Origin of the sequence: Streptomyces sp. NPDC048504 (assembly GCF_043200035.1) — a bacterium.
Classification (GTDB): domain Bacteria; phylum Actinomycetota; class Actinomycetes; order Streptomycetales; family Streptomycetaceae; genus Streptomyces.
Genome location: NZ_JBICXA010000008.1, coordinates 329,105 through 347,649, shown reverse-complemented (window position 1 = coordinate 347,649; position 18,545 = coordinate 329,105). Strand labels below are relative to the sequence as shown.

Below are 18,545 nucleotides of genomic sequence, written 5' to 3'. Positions count from 1 at the left end.
AGCCGGACACCCTCTGTCGGGTATTCGCCGGTGTCTCAGTGGCCCCGCGCGATCCACTCCTCCAGGTGTGCGGCCTCCGCCCCGACGGTCGTCGAGTCGCCGTGTCCGGTGAGCACCTTCGTCTCGGGCGGGAGGGTCAGCAGCCGGTCGCGGATGGAGTCGATGATCGTCGGGAAGTCGGAGTACGACCGTCCCGTGGCGCCCGGGCCGCCGTGGAAAAGGGTGTCTCCCGTGAAGACCGTGCCGAGCCCGGGGTCGTACAGGCACACCGCGCCGGGCGCGTGCCCCGGCGTGTGCAGGACCTTCAGGTCGGCGCCCGCGGCCTCGATCACCTGACCGTCGGCGAGGTGGGCGTCGGGGTCGCGGTCGGGGTGGGTCTGCTTCCACAGGGGCAGGTCGTCGGGGTGCAGCCAGATCGTGGCGCCGGTGCGGTCCGCGAGTTCGGGCGCCGCGTCGATGTGGTCGTTGTGCGCGTGGGTGCAGATGATCGCGGTCAGCCTGCGGTCGCCGATCGCCGCGAGGATCGCGTCCGCGTCATGGGCCGCGTCGATGACGACGACCTCGTGGTCGTCGCCCACGATCCACACGTTGTTGTCGACGTCCCAGGTACCGCCGTCGAGGCTGAACTGCCCCGAGGTGACGAGGTGTTCGATACGAGCGGCCATCACAGCTCCACCACCGAACGCAGCACGTCGCCGCCGTGAATCCGCTCGAACGCCTTCTCCACCTCGTCCAGTTGGATCGTCTCCGTGACGAACGCGGCCAGGTCCAGGCGCCCTTGCTGATGCAGATCGATGAGCATGGGGAAGTCGCGGGAGGGCAGACAGTCGCCGTACCACGACGACTTCAGCGCGCCACCCCGCCCGAAGACGTCCAGGAGCGGGAGTTCGAGCTTCATCTCCGGCGTGGGCACACCGACGAGGACGACCGTGCCCGCCAAGTCCCGGGCGTAGAAGGCCTGTTTGTAAGTCTCGGGGCGCCCGACGGCCTCGATGACGACATCGGCACCGAAGCCGCCGGTGAGTTCGCGGATGGCCTCGACGGGGTCGCTCGTCTTGGAGTTGACGGTGTGCGTAGCCCCCATGGAGCGGGCCTTCTCCAGCTTCCGGTCATCGATGTCCACGGCGATGATCCGCGCCGCACCCGCGAGCCGGGACCCGGCGATCGCCGCGTCACCGACACCGCCGCACCCGATAACCGCGACCGTGTCACCGCGCCCGACGTTGCCGGTGTTGATGGCGGCGCCGATGCCGGCCATCACGCCACAGCCCAACAGCCCGGCGACGGCCGGGGAGACGGACGGGTCGACCTTCGTGCACTGCCCGGCGGCGACCAGGGTCTTGTCGGCGAAGGCGCCGATGCCCAGGGCCGGGGAGAGCTCCTGGCCGGTCGAGGCGAGGGTCATCTTCTGCTTGGCGTTGTGGGTGTTGAAGCAGTACTGCGGCCGTCCGCGCAGACAGGCCCGGCAATTCCCGCACACGGCACGCCAGTTGAGGATCACGAAGTCGCCGGGGGCGACATCGGTGACGCCCTCGCCGACCGACTCCACCACGCCCGCGGCCTCGTGCCCGAGCAGGAACGGGAAGTCGTCGCTGATGCCGCCCTGTTTGTAGTGCAGGTCGGTATGGCAGACCCCGCAGGCCTGTACCTTCACCACGGCCTCACCGGGTCCGGGATCGGGTACGACGATCGTCTCGACCCGGACCGGCTCGTTCTTGCCCGGTGCGATCACGCCGCGTACTTCCTGCGCCATGGTCCTGAACCCTTTCGTCGCCGTTGTCCCTGCCTCCGACCCTACGCGTGACTGATCGGTAAGGGCACGCTGACGTCCCGGCCACGGCCCCCGCCCATCACCGTGATCGATCGCGGCCGACGTAGCCTGAATGTTCCGACCGACTCCCGAGGAGCGCCGTGAGCATCGCAGGGACTCAGAGCGGTCCGCCGGCCTGGCGGTTGCTCCTCGACTACGTACGACCGCACCGCTGGGCCCTGTTGGCGGGCGCGCTGCTCTCGTTGGTCACCGGGGGCACCGGGTTGCTGCTGCCGCTGGTGGCGCGGGGGCTCATCGACGATCTGTCGCACGACCGGACGATCACCGGGGCGTTGCTCGCGATGTCGGCACTGGTGGTCGCCAACGCGGCGGTGGGCGCGCTGGGTTCGTATGTTCTGCGGCGCACCGCCGAGTCGGTGGTGCTCGGTGCGCGGCGCGCCCTGTCGTCGTATCTGCTGCGGCTGCGGATCAGCGCGGTGGACCGGAGCGAGCCCGGCGACCTGATGGCCCGCATCACCTCCGACACCACGCTGCTGCGCGAGGTCACCACCGACTCACTGGTCGGCCTCGGCACCGAAGGGCTCATCCTCGTCGCGACGGTGGTGATGATGGGTCTCGTCGACCCCGTGCTGCTGGCCGTCACGCTTGGTGTCATCGTGGGCGCGGGCACCGTGCTCAGCGTGATCGTGCCGCGCATCAACCGGGCCAGCCGGCAGGCGCAGGACGCGATCGGCGTGATGGGTGCCTCGCTGGAGCGGATCCTCGGCGCGCTGCGCACGGTGAAGGCGTCCGGCGCCGAGGACCGCGAGGAGCGCACCCTGCACGCGGCGGCCGAGGAGTCGTGGCGGCAGAGCATCCGCGCGGCCAAGTGGGCAGCGGCGGCGGGCAATACGGCCGGCCTGTCGATGCAGATCGCCTTCATCACCGTCCTCGCGGTGGGCGGAGCACGCGTGGCGACGGGCGCGATAGACGTCGGCACGCTGGTCGCCTTCCTCCTCTACGTCTTCTACCTCATGCAGCCGATCCAGCAGGTCGTCGGCGCGATCACCCAGTACCAGACGGGCTCCGCGGCCCTCGCCCGCATCCAGGAGGCGCTCCGACTCCCGGCCGAACCCCCGTCCCCGCCCGCCCAGTTGCCCTCCCCCGGCGCCGAACCCGCGGCACTCGCCTTCGACGACGTCCGCTTCCGCTACGCCGACGACCTCCCCTACGTCCACCACGGCGTGACCTTCGAGGTACCGGCCCAGGGCATGACGGCGTTCGTCGGCCCGTCCGGCGCGGGCAAGACCACCGTGTTCTCCCTCATCGAGCGTTTCTACGACCCCGAGTCCGGCGCGATCACCCTCGACGGCCGGGACCTCGCGGACTGGGAACTGACCCAACTCCGGTCCGCCATCGGATATGTGGAGCAGGATGCCCCGGTCCTGTCGGGTTCCCTGCGCGACAACCTGCTGCTCGGCAACCCGGACGCCGACGACGACGCCGTCACCCGCGTCCTGAGGACGACCCGCCTCGACGGCCTGGTCGCCCGCCTCCCGAAGGGCGCCGACACTCTCGTCGGCCACCGGGGCACCCGCCTCTCCGGCGGCGAACGCCAGCGCGTCGCCATCGCCCGCGCGCTCCTGCGCCGCCCCCGCCTGCTCCTCCTGGACGAGGCGACCTCTCAGTTGGACGCGGTGAACGAGGCGGCCCTGCGCGACACCGTCGCCGATGTGGCCCGTACGACGACGGTCCTGGTCGTGGCGCACCGGCTGTCCACGGTGACGATGGCCGACCGGATCGTCGTGATGGACGCGGGCCGGGTCCGCGCGGTGGGCACGCACCGGGAGCTGGTGACCGCCGACCCGCTGTACGCGGAGCTGGCGGCGACGCAGTTCCTGGCGACGGCGGGCTGATCCCGCGCAACGGCTGAGGGCCGCCCGTTTCCGGACGGCCCTCAAGGTCCGCGTGCTCCGCGGGATCAGTACTGCGGGCTCACGGCTCGATGCTGGGGAGGAGTCCCGTGACCGGCGCGGCCATGTCAGTGACCTGGTGCAACTGCTGGAGGTCGTTCAGGTGGTTCAGCCCCTGCAGCTGACTGGCGACCCGCGGGACCTCCGCCCGGTGCTCGGCGGGGATCTCGCTCACCGCGAGCGAGTCCAGCAGGGCGACCGGGCTGACCTTGCCGTCCTTGAAGGCGGGCGCGTCGGCGGCGTTCGCCATCGGCGCGACGAGGCCGGTGACCCCGACGGCGAGACCAACGGCGGCGGCAATACGTCGTGTTGAGATCATGCCCTCAGCAACGCGGCCGGTCCTCGCGCGGTCACGGGTACCGGGCACCGCTCACCCGTGAGGCGGAGCGCGCCTCCCGGTTTGCCGACCACGGCGAGGCGGAGGAGTCTCGTAGGAGAGGCCCGTCGCGGCTCGCTCCTGTGTGGGCCGCGCCCCTCCGAGGAGGTCACCATGGGCACTGCGGCACGCTCCGGCTTCGACTCCGAAGCCCTGCGCCGGGGCATCGAGGAACACACAGCGGCGACACTTCTGTCGCTCTACGCGGACGACGCCGAGATCCACGTCGTCGACCACCAGACCCAGCCCAGTCACCCCAAGGTCCTGCACGGCCGGGACGAGATCGGCGCGATGCTCGCCGACGTCTACAGCCGCGACATGACGCACAAGCTGGAGGAATGCGTCGTACAAGGGGACCGGGTCGCCTACAGCGAATCGTGTCAGTACCCGGACGGGGCCCGTGTCCTCGCCGAGTCGATGCTTCTACTGGAGGACGGCAAGATCACCCGGCAGACCATGATCCAGGCATGGGACGGCTAACGAGGCTGGTGCCGAAGGTCCGGATCAACACCCGTCTGACCTGGACCTTCTCGGCGACCACAGCACCAGCCCGCTCCGCTGCGACGCGACGGCGGGCGCCGGTCTCCGCGGCGGGACTGCGAGCGTCCGCCACGCTGCTGGGGTCGGCGCTGCGAGCGGCACGGTCCCACTCGCTTCCGCCGCCTGCCGGTCGGACGCGGGGTTTCCGGCGTGGCTGAGCGGGCCCGTGCTGTCGTAGGACTGTCGGTTAGGCTGTTCGTGGGTCGTGACTGGCGCTGAGGTGGAGCACCACCGTGGAGCGGCCCACGCGGAGTCGATGCCGTGCGCCTGGGCGATTGGTCAACCAGCTCAGGAGTGGATCATGTCTCAGGCATGGCTGGGGGCACCTCCCAGGCCCTTAAGGCACTGGGGGAGGACGGCACCGCGCTCGCCCGGCGCATCGTCGAGGACACCGCGAAGAAGGCCGCCGACCTCACGGAACGCACCGGTACGGCGCCCTGTCTCGCGACGGTTCTGGTGGGCGCGGACCCGGCGTCCGTCACCTACGTCCGGATGAAGCAGAACCGTTCGCGCAAGGCCGGCATCGAGTCTCGGCACGTCGAACTGCCCGCCACCACGACCACCGCCGAACTGGTCGCCACCCTCACCGCGCTCTCCACCGACGAGACCGTGCACGGCATCCTGCTCCAGCACCCGATGGGTGAACACATCGACGAGCGGGCCGCGTTCGAGGCGATCGCGGCGGAGAAGGACGTGGACGGCGTGACCTTCGCGTCGTTCGCGACGATGAGCTTCGGCCTGCCGGGCTTCGTGTCCTGCACGCCCGGCGGGATCATGCGGCTGCTCGACGAGTACGACGTCGACCCGTCCGGCAAGCGGGCCGTCGTCGTCGGCCGCAGCGCGATCCTTGGCAAGCCGGCCGGCATGCTGCTCCTGGCCCGCGACGCGACGGTCACCTACTGCCACTCCCGCACCCGGGACCTGTCCGCGGTGGTCCGCGAGGCGGACATCGTGGTCGCCGCCGTGGGACGCCCCCGGCTGATCCGCGGCGAGGACATCAAGCCCGGCGCGGTCGTGATCGACGCCGGCTACAACGCGGGCAACATCGGCGATGTCGACTTCGAATCCGCCGCCGAACGCGCCTCGTTGATCACGCCGGTGCCGGGCGGCGTCGGCCCGATGACGATCGCCACGCTCCTGGAACAGACGGTGACCGCCGCCGCCCGGCAGCTCGGGGTGTGATCAGCGCGTCCACGCGCTGTAGTCCATGACGTCCCCGGCCTTGACGCCGTACTCGGGCTGGTCCTTAGTGAAGGTGGTCTCCATTCCGAGGACGGCGCCGGTGGCCGGGTCCATGATCAGCATCAGTCGGGTCGCGGACCGCTGATAGACGTACGCCTGCCCGTGCCGCCCGAGCCGGTCGGTCACCTCCCCCACCGGCCGCAGCCCGTCCGCCCCCGCGAGCAGCCGCGCCAACGCGGCCGACTCACGCGCCCCGAGCGTCCAGTGGTCCAGCAACACCCCCACGGCGTCGAGGAGTTCGGGGGTGGTCAACGGCGTCTTGCTGTACGCCGTCTCCTGGAGGTACGCCCGCAGTCCCGCCACGTCGTGCGGGGGCCGGGCATCGGGCGGCACATCGCTCCAACTCGGCGGAAACGTCGTCTCCTTGAGAACATGCCCGTCCTCGACGACACGTTCCGTGTGACTGTCGTCCGCGTTCCAGCGCACGATGCGTTCCTCGGGGATGGTGACCGGCGGCTTGTCGTCGGACATGCCGAGACTCCATGACTGCACGTGAGTTCCCCTGCGCAGAGCGGGAGTTCCGTCGACCGCGGTCGCCACGGCGAGGGCGGCGAGCTGCTTCAGGGACACCGGCGTGGAGCCCGCCTGCACTGTCAGCGCCCGCGGCGCCGCCACCGCCGGGGTACTGCTCGGCCCGCCCAGCACCAGAGCAAGCACGGTCGCAGCGACGGCAGTCGCGGCCGCGAGACCCCACAACATCCGGCGCCGCCGCGAACGCCGTCCGTACACCAGCCTGTTGAGCCCACGCTCGGCATGATGGTCAAGCGGCCCGTCGCCGTAGAGGGACCCGTCGCTGGTGAACGGGTTGGCGTTACGCAGGAGTTCAAGTTCATCAGCCATGGCGATGATCCCTCGGTTCAGCGGTGGCGCCCCTTGGGTGCGCGGGGAACTGCGCGACCAGCCACGACGGCGCAGCAGCCAATCGACAACACATCACGCCACTCCTCCGGCCACCGCGCTCAGCCTTTCTATCTCCGCTCTCAACCGCCGCCGCGCCCGATGCAACCGCATAGCCGCAGCCCGCACCCCACACCCGAGGACGACGGCAACCTCGTCCACCCCCAGCTCCTCCCACGCCGTCAACCGCAGTACCTCCTGATCAGCCGGAGACAACCGCGCCAACGCCTCGTGCACCCAGCCGCCGGGCGCATCCGCATCGGGCCCGGCCACAACCTGCCGCCCATGCGCGCTCTCGTCATTGCCCAGCCGGTGGACAAGCCGACGGCGCCGCCCGTACCCCCGCACCACGTTGGCCAGGCAGTTACGGGCCACGCCGTACAGCCAGGGCAACGGCGCCGACGGCAGATCCGCACGGCGGCGCCAGGCGACGGTGAAGACCTCCGCCACCACTTCCTCGACCTCACCGCTCCGCCCGTCCAATCGCCGCGCAACATAGCGGCTGACCGCCCAGTAGTGCTCGCGATAGGCAGCGGCGAAGTTCTCGTCGTTGCTCATGTCCCGTTCGTGTCCGGCACCGGGGCGATCGTCACACCCGATTTCGTGATTCTCCTCGCGTCACTCGAGTGTGACGTGCGGGCGGTGCGCGGACACAGGCGGGGCGTGAGAGACCTCAAGAGCATCAAGTGGCTGACGACCACGGACCACAAGACGATCGGCACGCTGTATCTGGTCACGTCGTTCGGGTTCTTCTGCATCGGCGGCGTGATGGCGCTCCTCATGCGCGCCGAACTCGCCAGACCCGGCCTGCAGATCATGTCCAACGAGCAGTTCAACCAGGCGTTCACGATGCACGGCACGATCATGCTGCTGATGTTCGCGACGCCCCTCTTCGCCGGCTTCGCCAACTGGATCATGCCGCTGCAGATCGGCGCGCCCGACGTGGCGTTCCCGCGGCTGAACATGTTCGCCTACTGGCTGTATCTCTTCGGCTCGACCATCGCGGTCGGTGGCTTCCTCACCCCGCAGGGTGCGGCCGACTTCGGCTGGTTCGCCTACAGCCCGCTGTCGGACGCGGTCCGCTCGCCGGGCATCGGCGCGGACATGTGGATCATGGGTCTGGCCTTCTCCGGCTTCGGCACGATCCTCGGCGCGGTCAACTTCATCACCACGATCATCTGCATGCGCGCACCGGGCATGACGATGTTCCGCATGCCGATCTTCGTGTGGAACGTGCTGCTGACCGCCGTACTCGTCCTGCTGGCCTTCCCGGTCCTCGCCGCCGCGCTCTTCGCGCTGGAGGCGGATCGGAAATTCGGGGCACACGTCTTCGACGCCGCCAACGGCGGGGCGTTGCTGTGGCAGCACCTCTTCTGGTTCTTCGGCCATCCAGAGGTGTACATCATCGCCCTGCCGTTCTTCGGCATCATCTCCGAGGTCATCCCGGTCTTCTCCCGCAAGCCGATGTTCGGCTACATGGGACTGGTCGCCGCGACGATCTCCATCGCCGGCCTGTCCGTGACGGTGTGGGCCCACCACATGTACGTCACCGGCGGAGTGCTCCTGCCGTTCTTCTCCTTCATGACGTTCCTCATCGCCGTACCGACCGGCGTGAAGTTCTTCAACTGGATCGGCACCATGTGGAAGGGGTCCCTGTCCTTCGAGACCCCGATGCTCTGGGCCACCGGCTTCCTCATCACCTTCGTGTTCGGCGGCCTGACCGGTGTCATGCTCGCCGCCCCGCCCATCGACTTCTCGACCTCGGACTCGTACTTCGTCGTCGCCCACTTCCACTACGTCGTGTTCGGCACGGTCGTGTTCGCGATGTTCTCCGGCTTCCACTTCTGGTGGCCGAAGATGACCGGCAAGATGCTCGACGAGCGCCTCGGAAAGATCACCTTCTGGACGCTGTTCATCGGCTTCCACGGCACCTTCCTGGTCCAGCACTGGCTCGGCGTGAACGGGATGCAGCGCCGGATCCCCGACTACCTGGCGGTGGAGGGCCTGACGACACTCAACACGGTGTCGACGATCTTCTCGTTCCTGCTGGGCCTGTCGTTGCTGCCGTTCCTCTACAACGTCTGGAAGACGGCCAAGTACGGCAAGAAGGTCGAGGCCGACGACCCCTGGGGCTACGGCCGTTCACTGGAGTGGGCGACGTCCTGCCCGCCGCCGCGGCACAACTTCGTCTCGCTCCCCCGCATCCGCAGCGAGTCCCCGGCGTTCGACCTCCATCACGCCGATATACCGGCCCTGGAACGGGAGTTGACGCCCCGGTGACCGCGATGGACGAACACCCCCTGGACACCGGAGCCTTCCTCAACGACATCGAGGGCCACCTGCTGATCGCCGCCGCCCACGCGGAGGGCCGTACCGCCGCCGCCCGTTTCACGGCACGGCTCGACTGGCTCACCGACGGCCAACGGGGCGAGGTGGAGCGGCAGTTCGAGGCGGAGTACCTGGCCCTCACTCGCCTGTCGTGGCAGCGCACGGCCGAGCGGGGCCGTCAACTGCGGGACGAGTACGAGGAGACGTACCGGCGACTGCGGCAACGCGCCCTCGCCTGCTGCCTGTTGGCGTGCGCCCTGCTCGCGGCGACGGGTCTGGTCACCGTCGCGCTCGCCTAGGGACGCGGGTCCCGCCGGTCCTGACGACCGGCGGGACGATGTGCCGCGCAGAGGCCGGTACGGCTAGGTCAGCGTCCACTTCTGGTTGGTCGCCGTGCCGCAGGTGTACAGGATCAGCAGGGTGCCGTTGGCCGTGGCGGCGCCGGACGCGTCCAGGCACAGGCCCGCGTTGACGTTGGTCAGGGTGCCGTCGGAGTTGGCGGTCCACTTCTGGTTGTTCTGGCCGTTGCAGTCCCAGATGACGACCTTCGTGCCGTTGGTGGTGCCGTTGTTGTAGGCGTCCAGGCACTTGTTGCCGTAGACCACGAGTTCCTTGCGGGAGGTGTACGTCCAGGCCTGGTTCTGGCCGCCGTTGCAGTCCCAGATCTCGGCCTGGGTGCCGTTGGTGATGGTGTTGTTGTAGACGTCGGCGCAGCGGCCGGACTGGGTGCCGACGACCAGGTTGCCGTTGGTGCCCGGGATGGGCTGGACGTTGATCGCTCCCAGGGTCGGCAGAGAACTGCCAGTGAGGGTGAGGGAGTTGGCGGAGCCCTTCGACAGATCGACCTGGACCGAGACCGTGCCCTGGCTGGATCCGGTCGGCGGGAAGGAGACCGTCGTCGCGGTCTGGCTGTTGACCTGGAGGGTGCCGGTGACGGCGGTGGAGCCGGTGTTGGTGTAGGGGATGTCGACGACGTCCAGGCCGGTGCTCGCCGCGCTGACTGAGGTGTACTTGCCGGTGGAGGTGGCGGCGTAGTTCGTGCTCGCCGCCTCGGTGCCGCCGCTCACCTTCAGCATCACCGAGCCGCCCGCCGAGACGCTGGTGGTGTAACTCGTGCCGTACGAGCCGAGGTTCGACTGGGCCCAGAGGTCGCGGACCGTGGCGGAGGCGCTGGTCAGGCCGAGGTCGGACCAGCGGACGGTGATGTTCTGGGCGGAGGATGTGCGGTTGAGCAGCACGACAGCGCGGTTGCCAGTGCCGGAGAGGACCTTGCCGTAGACCTGGAGGCCGGTGGTGTTCTCGGCGACCTTGACGCCCTGGAGTCCGCGTCCGTCCTGGTCGACGGCGACGACGTCCGAGTTCTTGAGGATCGCGGCGGTCTCACTCGTCATCGTGGTGAGGTCGTTGCCGGCGAGCAGCGGGGCGCCGGAGATCGCCCACAGGGCCATGTGGGTGCGGTTCTGGGCCGCTGTGAGGCCTGACATGCCGACGGTGAGCATGTCGGGGTCGTTGTAGTAGCCGGTGTGCTGGGCGGCCGGGTGCAGGGTCTGGTCGAAGTTGGAGAGTACGCTCGCCTGGGACGCCGTGCCGCCGTAGTAGTAGATGTCCGTGCTGGTCCGCCACATGGGAGCGAGGCCCGTGGCCCAGTTCCAGGTGTTCTGGTAGCCCCAGTTGCAGATCGAGAGGGTCAGCGCGCGGCCCGTACTGGCGGTGGCCTTGGTGACCGAGGCGCTGATCGCCTTGTACGCCGTCGCCGCGTCGAGGCCCTCGGCGTCGCCGCCGCACCAGTCGACCTTCACGAAGTCGAAGCCCCACTGCGAGAACTGCAGCATGTCCTGGTCGTAGTGGCCCTCGCTGCCGGTGTTCGCGGCGGCGGGGCGGCCCGTCGGGTAGTAGTAGCCGCAACCGTTCGCGCCGGCGTCGGTGTAGATGCCAGCCTTGAGGCCCTTGCTGTGGATGTAGGCGGCGATGGCGCTCATCCCGCCGGGCCACTCGCTGGTGTCGACGGTGATGTTGCCCGCGCTGTCGCGGGTGCCCTGCCACCAGCCCTCGTCGATGTTGATGTAGTTGTAGCCGGCCGCCGGGAGGCCCGCGGCGACGAACGCGTCGACCTGCGCCTTGATGACGCTGTAGTCGATCTTCGCGGCGAAGCTGTTCCAGGAGGCCCAGCCCATCGGGGCGGTGGGCACGGCGATCTGACGGGTCGTCGAGGCGACCGGGGCCGCTTGAAGGGGGTCCGCGGGGGCGGGTCTGGTGACGAGAAGCAGGGTGAGCACTGCTGCGGCCATCGCGAGGGCGCGCAGGACGGGGGTGCGGAACATGCGGCTCCTTTGCCGATATTTCGAACCGGGATCGGGTCGCCGAACGAAACGGCGCGCTGAAAGTAGAACCGCCCGGGGCCGAAGTCAACGGCTGTGACACGAGGGGCAGTTGACATCCCCCACCCGTCGGCCACCGGACGCGATACTGACTGTCGTGCGCGTAGCGATCATGACAGCGGGATCCCGGGGCGACGTAGCCCCCTACACCGGACTCGGGCACGCCCTGGTCCGTGCGGGCCACGAGGTCACCCTCGTCACCCACGAGAGCTTCGCGCCCCTGGTGGCGGGTTCGGGCGTCGGCTTCCACCCTCTTCCGCTGGACCCCCGGGCCGAGTTGGAGTCCTCGCGGGGGCGCGGGCTGCACCGCAGCGCCTCGGGCGGGGGCAAGTTGCTGCGGGTCGTCACGATGGCACGGGCACTGGTCGGTCGGATGACCGACGACCTCCTGACGGCCGCCCGCGCGAGTGAAGTCCTGTTGCTGTCCAGCTCGTTGGGGCCACTGGGGCATGCCGTCGCCGAGGGGCTGTCGTTGCCGAGCATGGGCGTGTACCTCCAACCCCTCGCGCCGACAAGGGAGTTCGCGCCGCCGGTGCTCGGGGGCGGCTCCTGGGGCGCGGTCGGCAACCGGATCGCCGGGCGCGGGGTGAACCGGGCGGTGGAGCACGTCTTCACCACCGCCGTACCGGAGGTCCGCTCCCGACTGGGCCTGCCCCGCACCCACCCCGGCGCCGCGCTCCGGTCCCGGGAACGCCACGACTGGCCCGTCCACCACGGCTTCAGCCCGCTGATCGTGCCCCGCCCGGCCGACTGGCGCCCCGGACTGACGGTGGCGGGCTACTGGTGGCCGTACGACGGCGACGCCCAACTCCCGCCGGAACTACGGGACTTCCTCGACTCCGGTCCGGCTCCGGTCTTCGTGGGGCTGGGCAGTGCCACCGTGCCCGATCCGCAGCGGCTGAGCGCCGAGATCGTGCGGGCGCTGCGCCGGGCGGGGTTGCGCGGAGTGATCCAGCGCGGCTGGGGCGGCCTCGAAGCGGCCGGTGACGACGTCCTGACCGTCGGGGAGGTCCCGCACTCGGCGCTGTTCCCGCGCATGGCGGCCGTGGTCCACCACTGTGGTGCGGGGACGACCGCGGCCAGGCTGCGCGCCGGGGTGCCTGCCGTGCCGGTGCCGATCCAGTTCGACGAGGGCTTCTGGGCCGCGCGCCTGGTCACCCTGGGCGTGGCTCCCGCTGCCGTACCGCTGCGCGGCCTGACCGCCGACTCCCTGTCCGCCGCGCTCGTACGGGCCACCCGTGAACCTGCCTTCGCCGAGCGCGCGCGAACTCTCGGCGCCCGGGTGCGCGCCGAGGACGGCATCACGCCCGTGCTGGCCGCACTGGGCGCCCTGCGCTAGCGCTCCTGCCGCGCCACGGCCTCGGGGGTGACCGGCGTGAAGAAGTTGATCAGGTTGCCGTCGGGGTCCCGGAAGAGGAGCGAGCGGTTGCCCCAGGGCATCGTCGTCGGCTTCTGGACGATCTCGCAGTCGAGGGGCGCCAGGCGCTCGCACTCGGCGTCTACGTCCGCCACGCGGAACTCGGTGATCACCGAGCGGTTGGCGGCGGGTTGCGCGGAACCGGTGCCGAACAGGGCCACGGTGCGGGTGCTCGCGATCGCCAACGTGCAGGCGGGCATGACCAGTTCGGCGAAGTCGGGGGTCGACCACATGGCCGGGACGCCGGTGACCTGTTCGTAGAACCCGGCGAGACGGGCGACGTCGTCGGTGATGACGCGGATCGAGACGAAGTTCATGGCAGCTTCCTGTCAGAGGTCGTGAGCGGTGCCGGATGAAGAGCCGTCTCCCACGCTAGGACCGGTACCGGACAGCTTCCGCCCGGTATCCGAGGCAGACTTTCGGGGTGACCACATCGACCGCCCGCGTGCTCGCCCTGCTGGAGATCCTCCAGGGCGGCGGCCTCCGCACCGTCCCCGACCTGGCCACCCGCCTCGGCGTCGACGAACGCACGGTCCGCCGCTACGTCGGCCATCTGCTGGAACTGGGTGTGCCGGTCGACTCGGTGCGCGGCCGCTACGGGGGCTACCGACTCGCCCCCGGCTATCGCATGCCCCCGCTGATGCTCACGGACGAGGAGGCCCTGGCCGTGGTGCTCGGTCTGCTGGCCGGCCGTAAGGCGGGGCTCGTCACGACGTCCGCCGCCGCGAGCGAGAGTGCCACGGCGAAACTGCTGCGGGTCCTGCCCGCCGCCCTGCGCCGACGGCTCGACGCCCTGCTGGACACGGCCGACTTCACCACGCGGCCCCGTACCGCCACCGCCCCGGAGACGGGGGTGCTGCTCGAACTCGCCGAGGCCGCGCTCCATCGGCGGCCGGTGGCGATCGGCTACACCGACCGCGCGGGCCGCGGCAGCGACCGTACCGTCCTGCCGTACGGTCTCGTGGCGCATGCCGGGCGGTGGTATCTGACCGGCGCCGATCCTGCCGACGGCGAGGTCCGCACCTTCCGCCTGGACCGGATCACCGCCATGAGCGTGCGGCCGGGCTCGTTCACCGTCCCGGACGAGTTCGACCCTGCGGCCACGGTGCTGGACAGTCTCGCGCGCACGCCGTGGACCCACGATGTGTCGCTGCGCGTCCGGGGCAGCGTGCGACACATTCGCACACAGCTCCCGGCCGAGATCGCGACTCTGTCCACGGTCCCGACCGACGATGCAGAGACCGGCGAAGGCGACGGCTGGGTTCACGTCCGGATCCGGGCCGAGCGGCTGGAGTGGATCCCGCCGGTCCTCGCCGCCCTCGACCGCCCGTTCGTCATCGAACGTCCCGCCACCCTGCGTGATCTCGTACGCGCGCTCGCTCGCCGCCTGGACGAGCACGCCACGGACGAATCGGTCTAGGGCCTGTCCGGCGGATCATGCCGCAGACGCGGGGCCTGGTGCGCACATCTGCCGCGTTGTCGTCGGTTGCCAACTCCCCCACGCTCGAACGACCTCGCGCGGGGGACCCCCATCGCGTTGCCGCCCTCCTCCGCCTTGCAGCTGCACGCACCAGGCCCCGCTCACCGGCGCCGATCAGATACCGTCGGTCTCCTGCGACCTGATCCGCCGGACAGGCCCTAGGGCTTCCAGCCGGGCGGCTGCATGATCCCGAGGAGTTGTCGGACCAGTTCCTCGACGACCTCGTCCAGCGTGGCGTCCACCCAGCCCGCGCTCCAGTCGTGGAGCAGGCCGTTGACGCTGCCGATGAAGGCCGCGGCCGCGATCCGGTAGTCGCGCCGCGCCGCCTCCCCGCGTTGGGCGGCGGCCCGAGCCTCGGCGCAGATGAGGTTGATCCAGCGGGCGCGGCGGGCCAGCCGCTGTTCCTCCAGGCGGGCGCTGACGCCGATGATCTCGACGAAGGTGATGCGGATACGACGTGGGTCGCCGGTGACGTTCGCGGCGTAGGCGTGGAAGATCGCGGTGGAGCGCTCGGCGAGCGGCAGGCCCTCCGCGGATCTCAGCGCGGCCAGGACGGCTTCCTCGGCCCAGTCGTTGACCTGGAGGTGGAGGGCGGCCAGGACGTCCTCAAGGCTGCGGAACTCCTCGTAGAACTGCCGGGTGGACAGTCCTGCGGCCTCGCTGAGGGCGGCGACGGTCGTGGCGCGGTAGCCGGGGGTGTCGCCGAACAGCTGGAGTGCGGCATCCAGGAAGCGTCCGCGCCGCTCGGCCTGCCGTTCCTCGGCGGACTTCCCGCCGTAACGACCGGTCGGCGCCTTGAGCCTGCCCACCACTGTCACACCCCTGTCCTGTCGACCATCGGCCAATCTTGTCGTGTCCACAGTCTTGCGGAGAAGAGGGCCCTTCCTTACTTTTCAGTAAGTTCACTCTGAATTCGCGCGTGTTCAGATTCCTTCACCCCACCCCGGCACCCGCTCACCTCACAGAAGAGAGCAGTCATGCCTGCCTTCAGACCCAGGCACCTTTGCTCCATGGCCGCCGCCCTCGTCCTGACCGCAGCCGCTCCCGCGACGGCCGCCACAGCCGACTCCTCCGCCGCTCTGCGCGAGGTGCTGTTCGTCGGCAACAACTGGGACGGCACCGCGGACGTCATCAAGTCCACCGGCGACTTCTCGAAGATCGGGGAGATCAACATCGTCCCCGACAAGGCGGCGCGACTGGCGGAGATCAACGCCGATCCGATCAAGTGGATCTACTACACGTCCATCCACAACGAGGTCGGACAGGGACACGACCAGTACGTGGACGACATGTACTCCACGCCGGACGGCAAGTCCCTCGTCGTCTCCCGGCCCAGCTTCGCCGACGTCGTGTCGATCAACCTCGCCACCGACACCATCAACTGGCGTTTCCCGGTGGCCGGTTACCGCGCCGACCACATGGCGGTCTCCCCCGACGGCACCCGCGTCGCGGTGTCGGCCTCGACCGCCAACAAGGTGCAGGTGCTGGACATCAACACCGGTGTCGAACAGGGCGAGTTCGACACCGGCGACAAGCCGCACGAGAACTTCTTCACCAACGGCGGCAAGTACATCTGGAACATGGCGATCGGCGAGGTCACCACCTCCCTCGACGATCCGGCCTGGGACTGGACCAAGGGCGACCGGCACATCACCGTCGTCGACGCCACCACGTTCAAGCAGGTCAAGATCATCGACATGCGGGACCGGCTGGACGCGATCGGTCTCACGAACTTCTCCGACGCCGTCCGCCCGGCCGCCTTCACGCCGGACTGGTCCAAGCTGTACTTCCAGGTGTCGTTCTTCAACGGCTTCCTGGAGTACGACGTCGCCACCGACAAGATCACCCGTGTGAAGACGCTTCCGGCCAACCCCGCGACCAGCACCGACCGCACCACCTGGCTGCTCGACTCGCGTCACCACGGCATCTCGATGAACCCCGACGGCACCAAGCTGTGCGTCGCCGGGACGATGGACAACTACGCGACGGTCGTGGACCGGGCCACCCTCCAGGAGGGTCCACTCGTCACGGCGTCCACTCCGTACTGGGCGACCGTGAGCGGCGACGGCAAGGACTGCGTCATCTCGGAGGCCGGCGCCGACCAGGTGACGGCCATCGACTTCGCCACCGGGCAGAAGGTGCTCTCCGTTCCGGTGGGCGACCATCCGCAGCGCGTACGGCTGGGTCAGGTGCAGGCCGACTGGACGAGCCCGTCCGCGAGTTGAGCGACCGTCAACGGCACCGGTCCCCGGGGGGATCGGTGCCGTTGACGTTGCCTTTGTCAGCTGTGCGATGCCGCCCACGTGGCCAGTTCGGACTTGGCCGCGCTCAGCAGCGTCGAGGAGGGGCTCGACGCGCCGTTGGTGATCAGGGCGTAGTGCAGGGTTCCCGAGCCGGTGGCCGAGAGCAGGAGGCAGTGACTGCCGGTGCCGCCCGGTTCGTTGGCGTAGCCGATCGGGGTGGACGACGTGTACGCCGGCACCCCGGAGATCGCGCCCAGGTCGGAGACCACGGTGGTGGACGCGGCCGGGAAGGACGCCGGGAGGTGGAGTTCGGTCGGCGCGGTGGAGCTGTTGGAGCGCCACATCAGCAGGCCGTACTGGCCGGAGCCGACCAGCGAGGACACGTTCGGGAGGGAGCTGGGGACCGGGTTCCAGGTCAGGGTCGTCGAGCCGTCGCGGGAGCGGTCCTCGTAGGTGAAGGCGACCGTGGTGCCAGCGGTCGCGCTCGGGTAGATCCGGTCGAGCAGCCGGGCGTCCTGACGGAGCGTCACCGTTCCGGAGTCGGTCATGTTGACGGCGGAGAGGTCCTCGTCGTTCCAGGCGTCGCCGGAGGTGAGCACCTTGTCGGGGTTGTCGTTCATCAGCTCGCTGTGACGGCCGTTGTAGATGTCCCACTGCCACTGCGTGCCGGACAGGACCGGCCCTGAGCCAGCCGGGTTGGACCACCAACTCGCCCCCGGCAGGCGGGAGTCGAGGGCCTGGTACATCGCCTTGAGCACGGTGGGCGCCTTGCCGGAGACCGTCCCGGACAGGGGATGCCCGAACTCGCTGACGATGGCCGCGGTGCCGGCCGCGGTGGCCCGGTCCCGGACGGTGCCGAAGTCGGTCGCGTACTGACCGTCGGCCGCGTTGCCCCACATCAGGATGCCGGAGATCGCCTTCTGGTCGTAGAAGTGGGTGTTGAAGACGTACCGCGAACCGAGCGTGCCCGCGTCGAGGAGTCCGCCCTCCTGCACCTGACTTGAGATGTTGGAGTTCCAGAAGAGGTTCGGCTCGACGAGGGCGGGCTTGGCGCTCCAGCCGGCCGCGTCCATCCGCGCCCGGAACTTCACATAGAACGGCCAGAGCAGGTTCTGCTCCCAAGTGCGGCTGGTCTGGCCGGAGTCGTAGGTCCCCGCGAAGGGCTCGTTGTACGGGTCGAAGCCGACGACACCCGCGAACTCCTCGGTGCTGAGGTGCTGCTGGAGGTACGTCATGGTCGACTGGGCGGTGGCGAGGAAGGAGTCCTGGAGGCCGTAGTTGTTGTGCCAGAAGTCGTACTGCGCCTTGGTCACAGCCGCGTTCTGGGTGATGTTCTGACCCCAGAAAAGGCAGATGCCGCAGGACTCCTGAGGGTAACTCCCCAGCGTGACGGCCCACTTGGGGGCGCCGTCGCCGGTGTACCAGCTGCCGCTGTTGAACAGGTACTTGGAGTAGAGGTCCTGATGGAAGTCGGGGTAGACGCGGATGCCGGCGTCGAGGAACGCCTGCATCTGGGCGGTGGCGGCGGCCAGGTACGTGGTGTCGACCTGGCCGCGTACGGGTTCGGCGTAGGCCCAGGAGAGCAGGAAGCGGACCGAGTTGCCGCCGCCGAGGGCGCGCAGCGCGGTCGCGGACTTCTTCGCGTCGGCGACCGAGGCGAAGGGGAGACCGTCGTTCTCCGCCAGTTTGGTCTCACCGGAGACGTTGTAGCCGCGCAGCACGACCTGGCGGCCGTAACTGTCCACGAAGCCGCCGTTCTGCACGGTCAGCGCCGAGCCGTCGAACCAGAGGGAGTCGGTTGGGGTGGCGGCGGTTGCCGGTCCAGCGCCCAGCACCGACAGGAATCCGCAGAGGACAACCAGGACAACGATCAAACGCGCCCGGATATTCGTCATGTCCACTACAGTCCGGTGATTTCCGG

17 protein-coding genes and 1 riboswitch are annotated in these 18,545 nt (G+C 69.5%); of the genes, 8 read left to right on the top strand and 9 right to left on the bottom strand.

The window, feature by feature from the left end; translation table 11 throughout:
- Positions 1-35: 35 nt before the first annotated feature.
- Both ACGFY9_RS22235 and ACGFY9_RS22230 read right to left on the bottom strand, forming a co-directional pair.
- The gene (locus ACGFY9_RS22235) at positions 36-665 is read right to left on the bottom strand and encodes an MBL fold metallo-hydrolase (protein WP_393756538.1); all 630 of its coding nucleotides are present in this window, start codon (positions 663-665) and stop codon (positions 36-38) included.
- Positions 665-1,753: an S-(hydroxymethyl)mycothiol dehydrogenase gene (locus ACGFY9_RS22230; protein WP_393756536.1), complete on the bottom strand. Its 1,089-nt coding sequence runs from the start codon at positions 1,751-1,753 to the stop codon at positions 665-667. Before ACGFY9_RS22230 ends, ACGFY9_RS22235 begins: the two co-directional genes overlap by 1 nt.
- Before the next feature lie 158 nt (positions 1,754-1,911).
- Here ACGFY9_RS22230 and ACGFY9_RS22225 point away from each other — a divergent pair, with 158 nt between their 5' ends.
- Entirely contained in the window at positions 1,912-3,666 is a 1,755-nt protein-coding gene (locus ACGFY9_RS22225) for an ABC transporter ATP-binding protein (RefSeq protein WP_393756534.1), read from the top strand.
- A 79-nt stretch (positions 3,667-3,745) separates the two neighbouring features.
- Here ACGFY9_RS22225 and ACGFY9_RS22220 read toward each other — a convergent pair whose 3' ends face one another.
- Positions 3,746-4,042, bottom strand: a complete 297-nt coding sequence (locus ACGFY9_RS22220) for a hypothetical protein (RefSeq protein ID WP_366435392.1) — start codon at positions 4,040-4,042, stop codon at positions 3,746-3,748.
- Between the two features lie 171 nt (positions 4,043-4,213).
- On the opposite strand from ACGFY9_RS22220, the gene ACGFY9_RS22215 reads away from it, so the two are divergent.
- Both ACGFY9_RS22215 and ACGFY9_RS22210 read left to right on the top strand, forming a co-directional pair.
- On the top strand, positions 4,214-4,579 hold the full coding sequence (locus ACGFY9_RS22215) for a nuclear transport factor 2 family protein (RefSeq protein ID WP_393756532.1): 366 nt from the start codon (positions 4,214-4,216) through the stop codon (positions 4,577-4,579).
- Positions 4,580-4,834: 255 nt separating this feature from the next.
- Positions 4,835-4,919: riboswitch (ZMP/ZTP riboswitch) on the top strand.
- 32 nt (positions 4,920-4,951) lie between these two features.
- Positions 4,952-5,821, top strand: coding sequence for a bifunctional 5,10-methylenetetrahydrofolate dehydrogenase/5,10-methenyltetrahydrofolate cyclohydrolase (locus ACGFY9_RS22210; protein WP_393756530.1), 870 nt, complete (start codon positions 4,952-4,954; stop codon positions 5,819-5,821).
- Here ACGFY9_RS22210 and ACGFY9_RS22205 read toward each other — a convergent pair whose 3' ends face one another.
- Positions 5,822-6,721, bottom strand: a complete 900-nt coding sequence (locus tag ACGFY9_RS22205) for a CU044_5270 family protein (protein WP_393756529.1) — start codon at positions 6,719-6,721, stop codon at positions 5,822-5,824.
- Positions 6,722-6,814: 93 nt separating this feature from the next.
- The gene (locus tag ACGFY9_RS22200; protein ID WP_393756528.1) at positions 6,815-7,336 is read right to left on the bottom strand and encodes an RNA polymerase sigma factor; all 522 of its coding nucleotides are present in this window, start codon (positions 7,334-7,336) and stop codon (positions 6,815-6,817) included.
- Between the two features lie 105 nt (positions 7,337-7,441).
- Here ACGFY9_RS22200 and ctaD point away from each other — a divergent pair, with 105 nt between their 5' ends.
- Together ctaD and ACGFY9_RS22190 are read left to right on the top strand one after the other, a co-directional pair.
- Entirely contained in the window at positions 7,442-9,058 is a 1,617-nt protein-coding gene (gene ctaD, locus ACGFY9_RS22195; RefSeq protein ID WP_393756527.1) for a cytochrome c oxidase subunit I, read from the top strand.
- A 5-nt stretch (positions 9,059-9,063) separates the two neighbouring features.
- Complete coding sequence (locus tag ACGFY9_RS22190) at positions 9,064-9,405, top strand: hypothetical protein (protein ID WP_393756712.1); 342 nt, start codon at positions 9,064-9,066, stop codon at positions 9,403-9,405.
- Positions 9,406-9,468: 63 nt separating this feature from the next.
- Here the strand turns inward: ACGFY9_RS22190 and ACGFY9_RS22185 are convergent, their stop codons facing one another.
- Complete coding sequence (locus ACGFY9_RS22185; protein ID WP_393756526.1) at positions 9,469-11,427, bottom strand: ricin-type beta-trefoil lectin domain protein; 1,959 nt, start codon at positions 11,425-11,427, stop codon at positions 9,469-9,471.
- 169 nt (positions 11,428-11,596) lie between these two features.
- On the opposite strand from ACGFY9_RS22185, the gene ACGFY9_RS22180 reads away from it, so the two are divergent.
- The gene (locus tag ACGFY9_RS22180; protein ID WP_393756525.1) at positions 11,597-12,823 is read left to right on the top strand and encodes a glycosyltransferase; all 1,227 of its coding nucleotides are present in this window, start codon (positions 11,597-11,599) and stop codon (positions 12,821-12,823) included.
- Here ACGFY9_RS22180 and ACGFY9_RS22175 read toward each other — a convergent pair.
- A complete protein-coding gene (locus ACGFY9_RS22175) occupies positions 12,820-13,218 on the bottom strand; it encodes a VOC family protein (protein ID WP_393756524.1) in 399 nt (132 codons plus the stop codon). The genes ACGFY9_RS22180 and ACGFY9_RS22175 overlap by 4 nt on opposite strands.
- 107 nt (positions 13,219-13,325) lie before the next feature.
- Here ACGFY9_RS22175 and ACGFY9_RS22170 point away from each other — a divergent pair, with 107 nt between their 5' ends.
- On the top strand, positions 13,326-14,321 hold the full coding sequence (locus ACGFY9_RS22170; protein ID WP_393756522.1) for a helix-turn-helix transcriptional regulator: 996 nt from the start codon (positions 13,326-13,328) through the stop codon (positions 14,319-14,321).
- 218 nt (positions 14,322-14,539) lie between these two features.
- Here the strand turns inward: ACGFY9_RS22170 and ACGFY9_RS22165 are convergent, their stop codons facing one another.
- Entirely contained in the window at positions 14,540-15,193 is a 654-nt protein-coding gene (locus ACGFY9_RS22165) for a TetR/AcrR family transcriptional regulator (protein ID WP_393756710.1), read from the bottom strand.
- A gap of 165 nt (positions 15,194-15,358) precedes the next feature.
- Here ACGFY9_RS22165 and ACGFY9_RS22160 point away from each other — a divergent pair, with 165 nt between their 5' ends.
- On the top strand, positions 15,359-16,606 hold the full coding sequence (locus ACGFY9_RS22160) for a YncE family protein (protein ID WP_393756520.1): 1,248 nt from the start codon (positions 15,359-15,361) through the stop codon (positions 16,604-16,606).
- 56 nt (positions 16,607-16,662) lie between these two features.
- Here the strand turns inward: ACGFY9_RS22160 and ACGFY9_RS22155 are convergent, their stop codons facing one another.
- Positions 16,663-18,519: a cellulase family glycosylhydrolase gene (locus ACGFY9_RS22155; RefSeq protein WP_393756518.1), complete on the bottom strand. Its 1,857-nt coding sequence runs from the start codon at positions 18,517-18,519 to the stop codon at positions 16,663-16,665.
- Between the last annotated feature and the right edge of the window lie 26 nt (positions 18,520-18,545).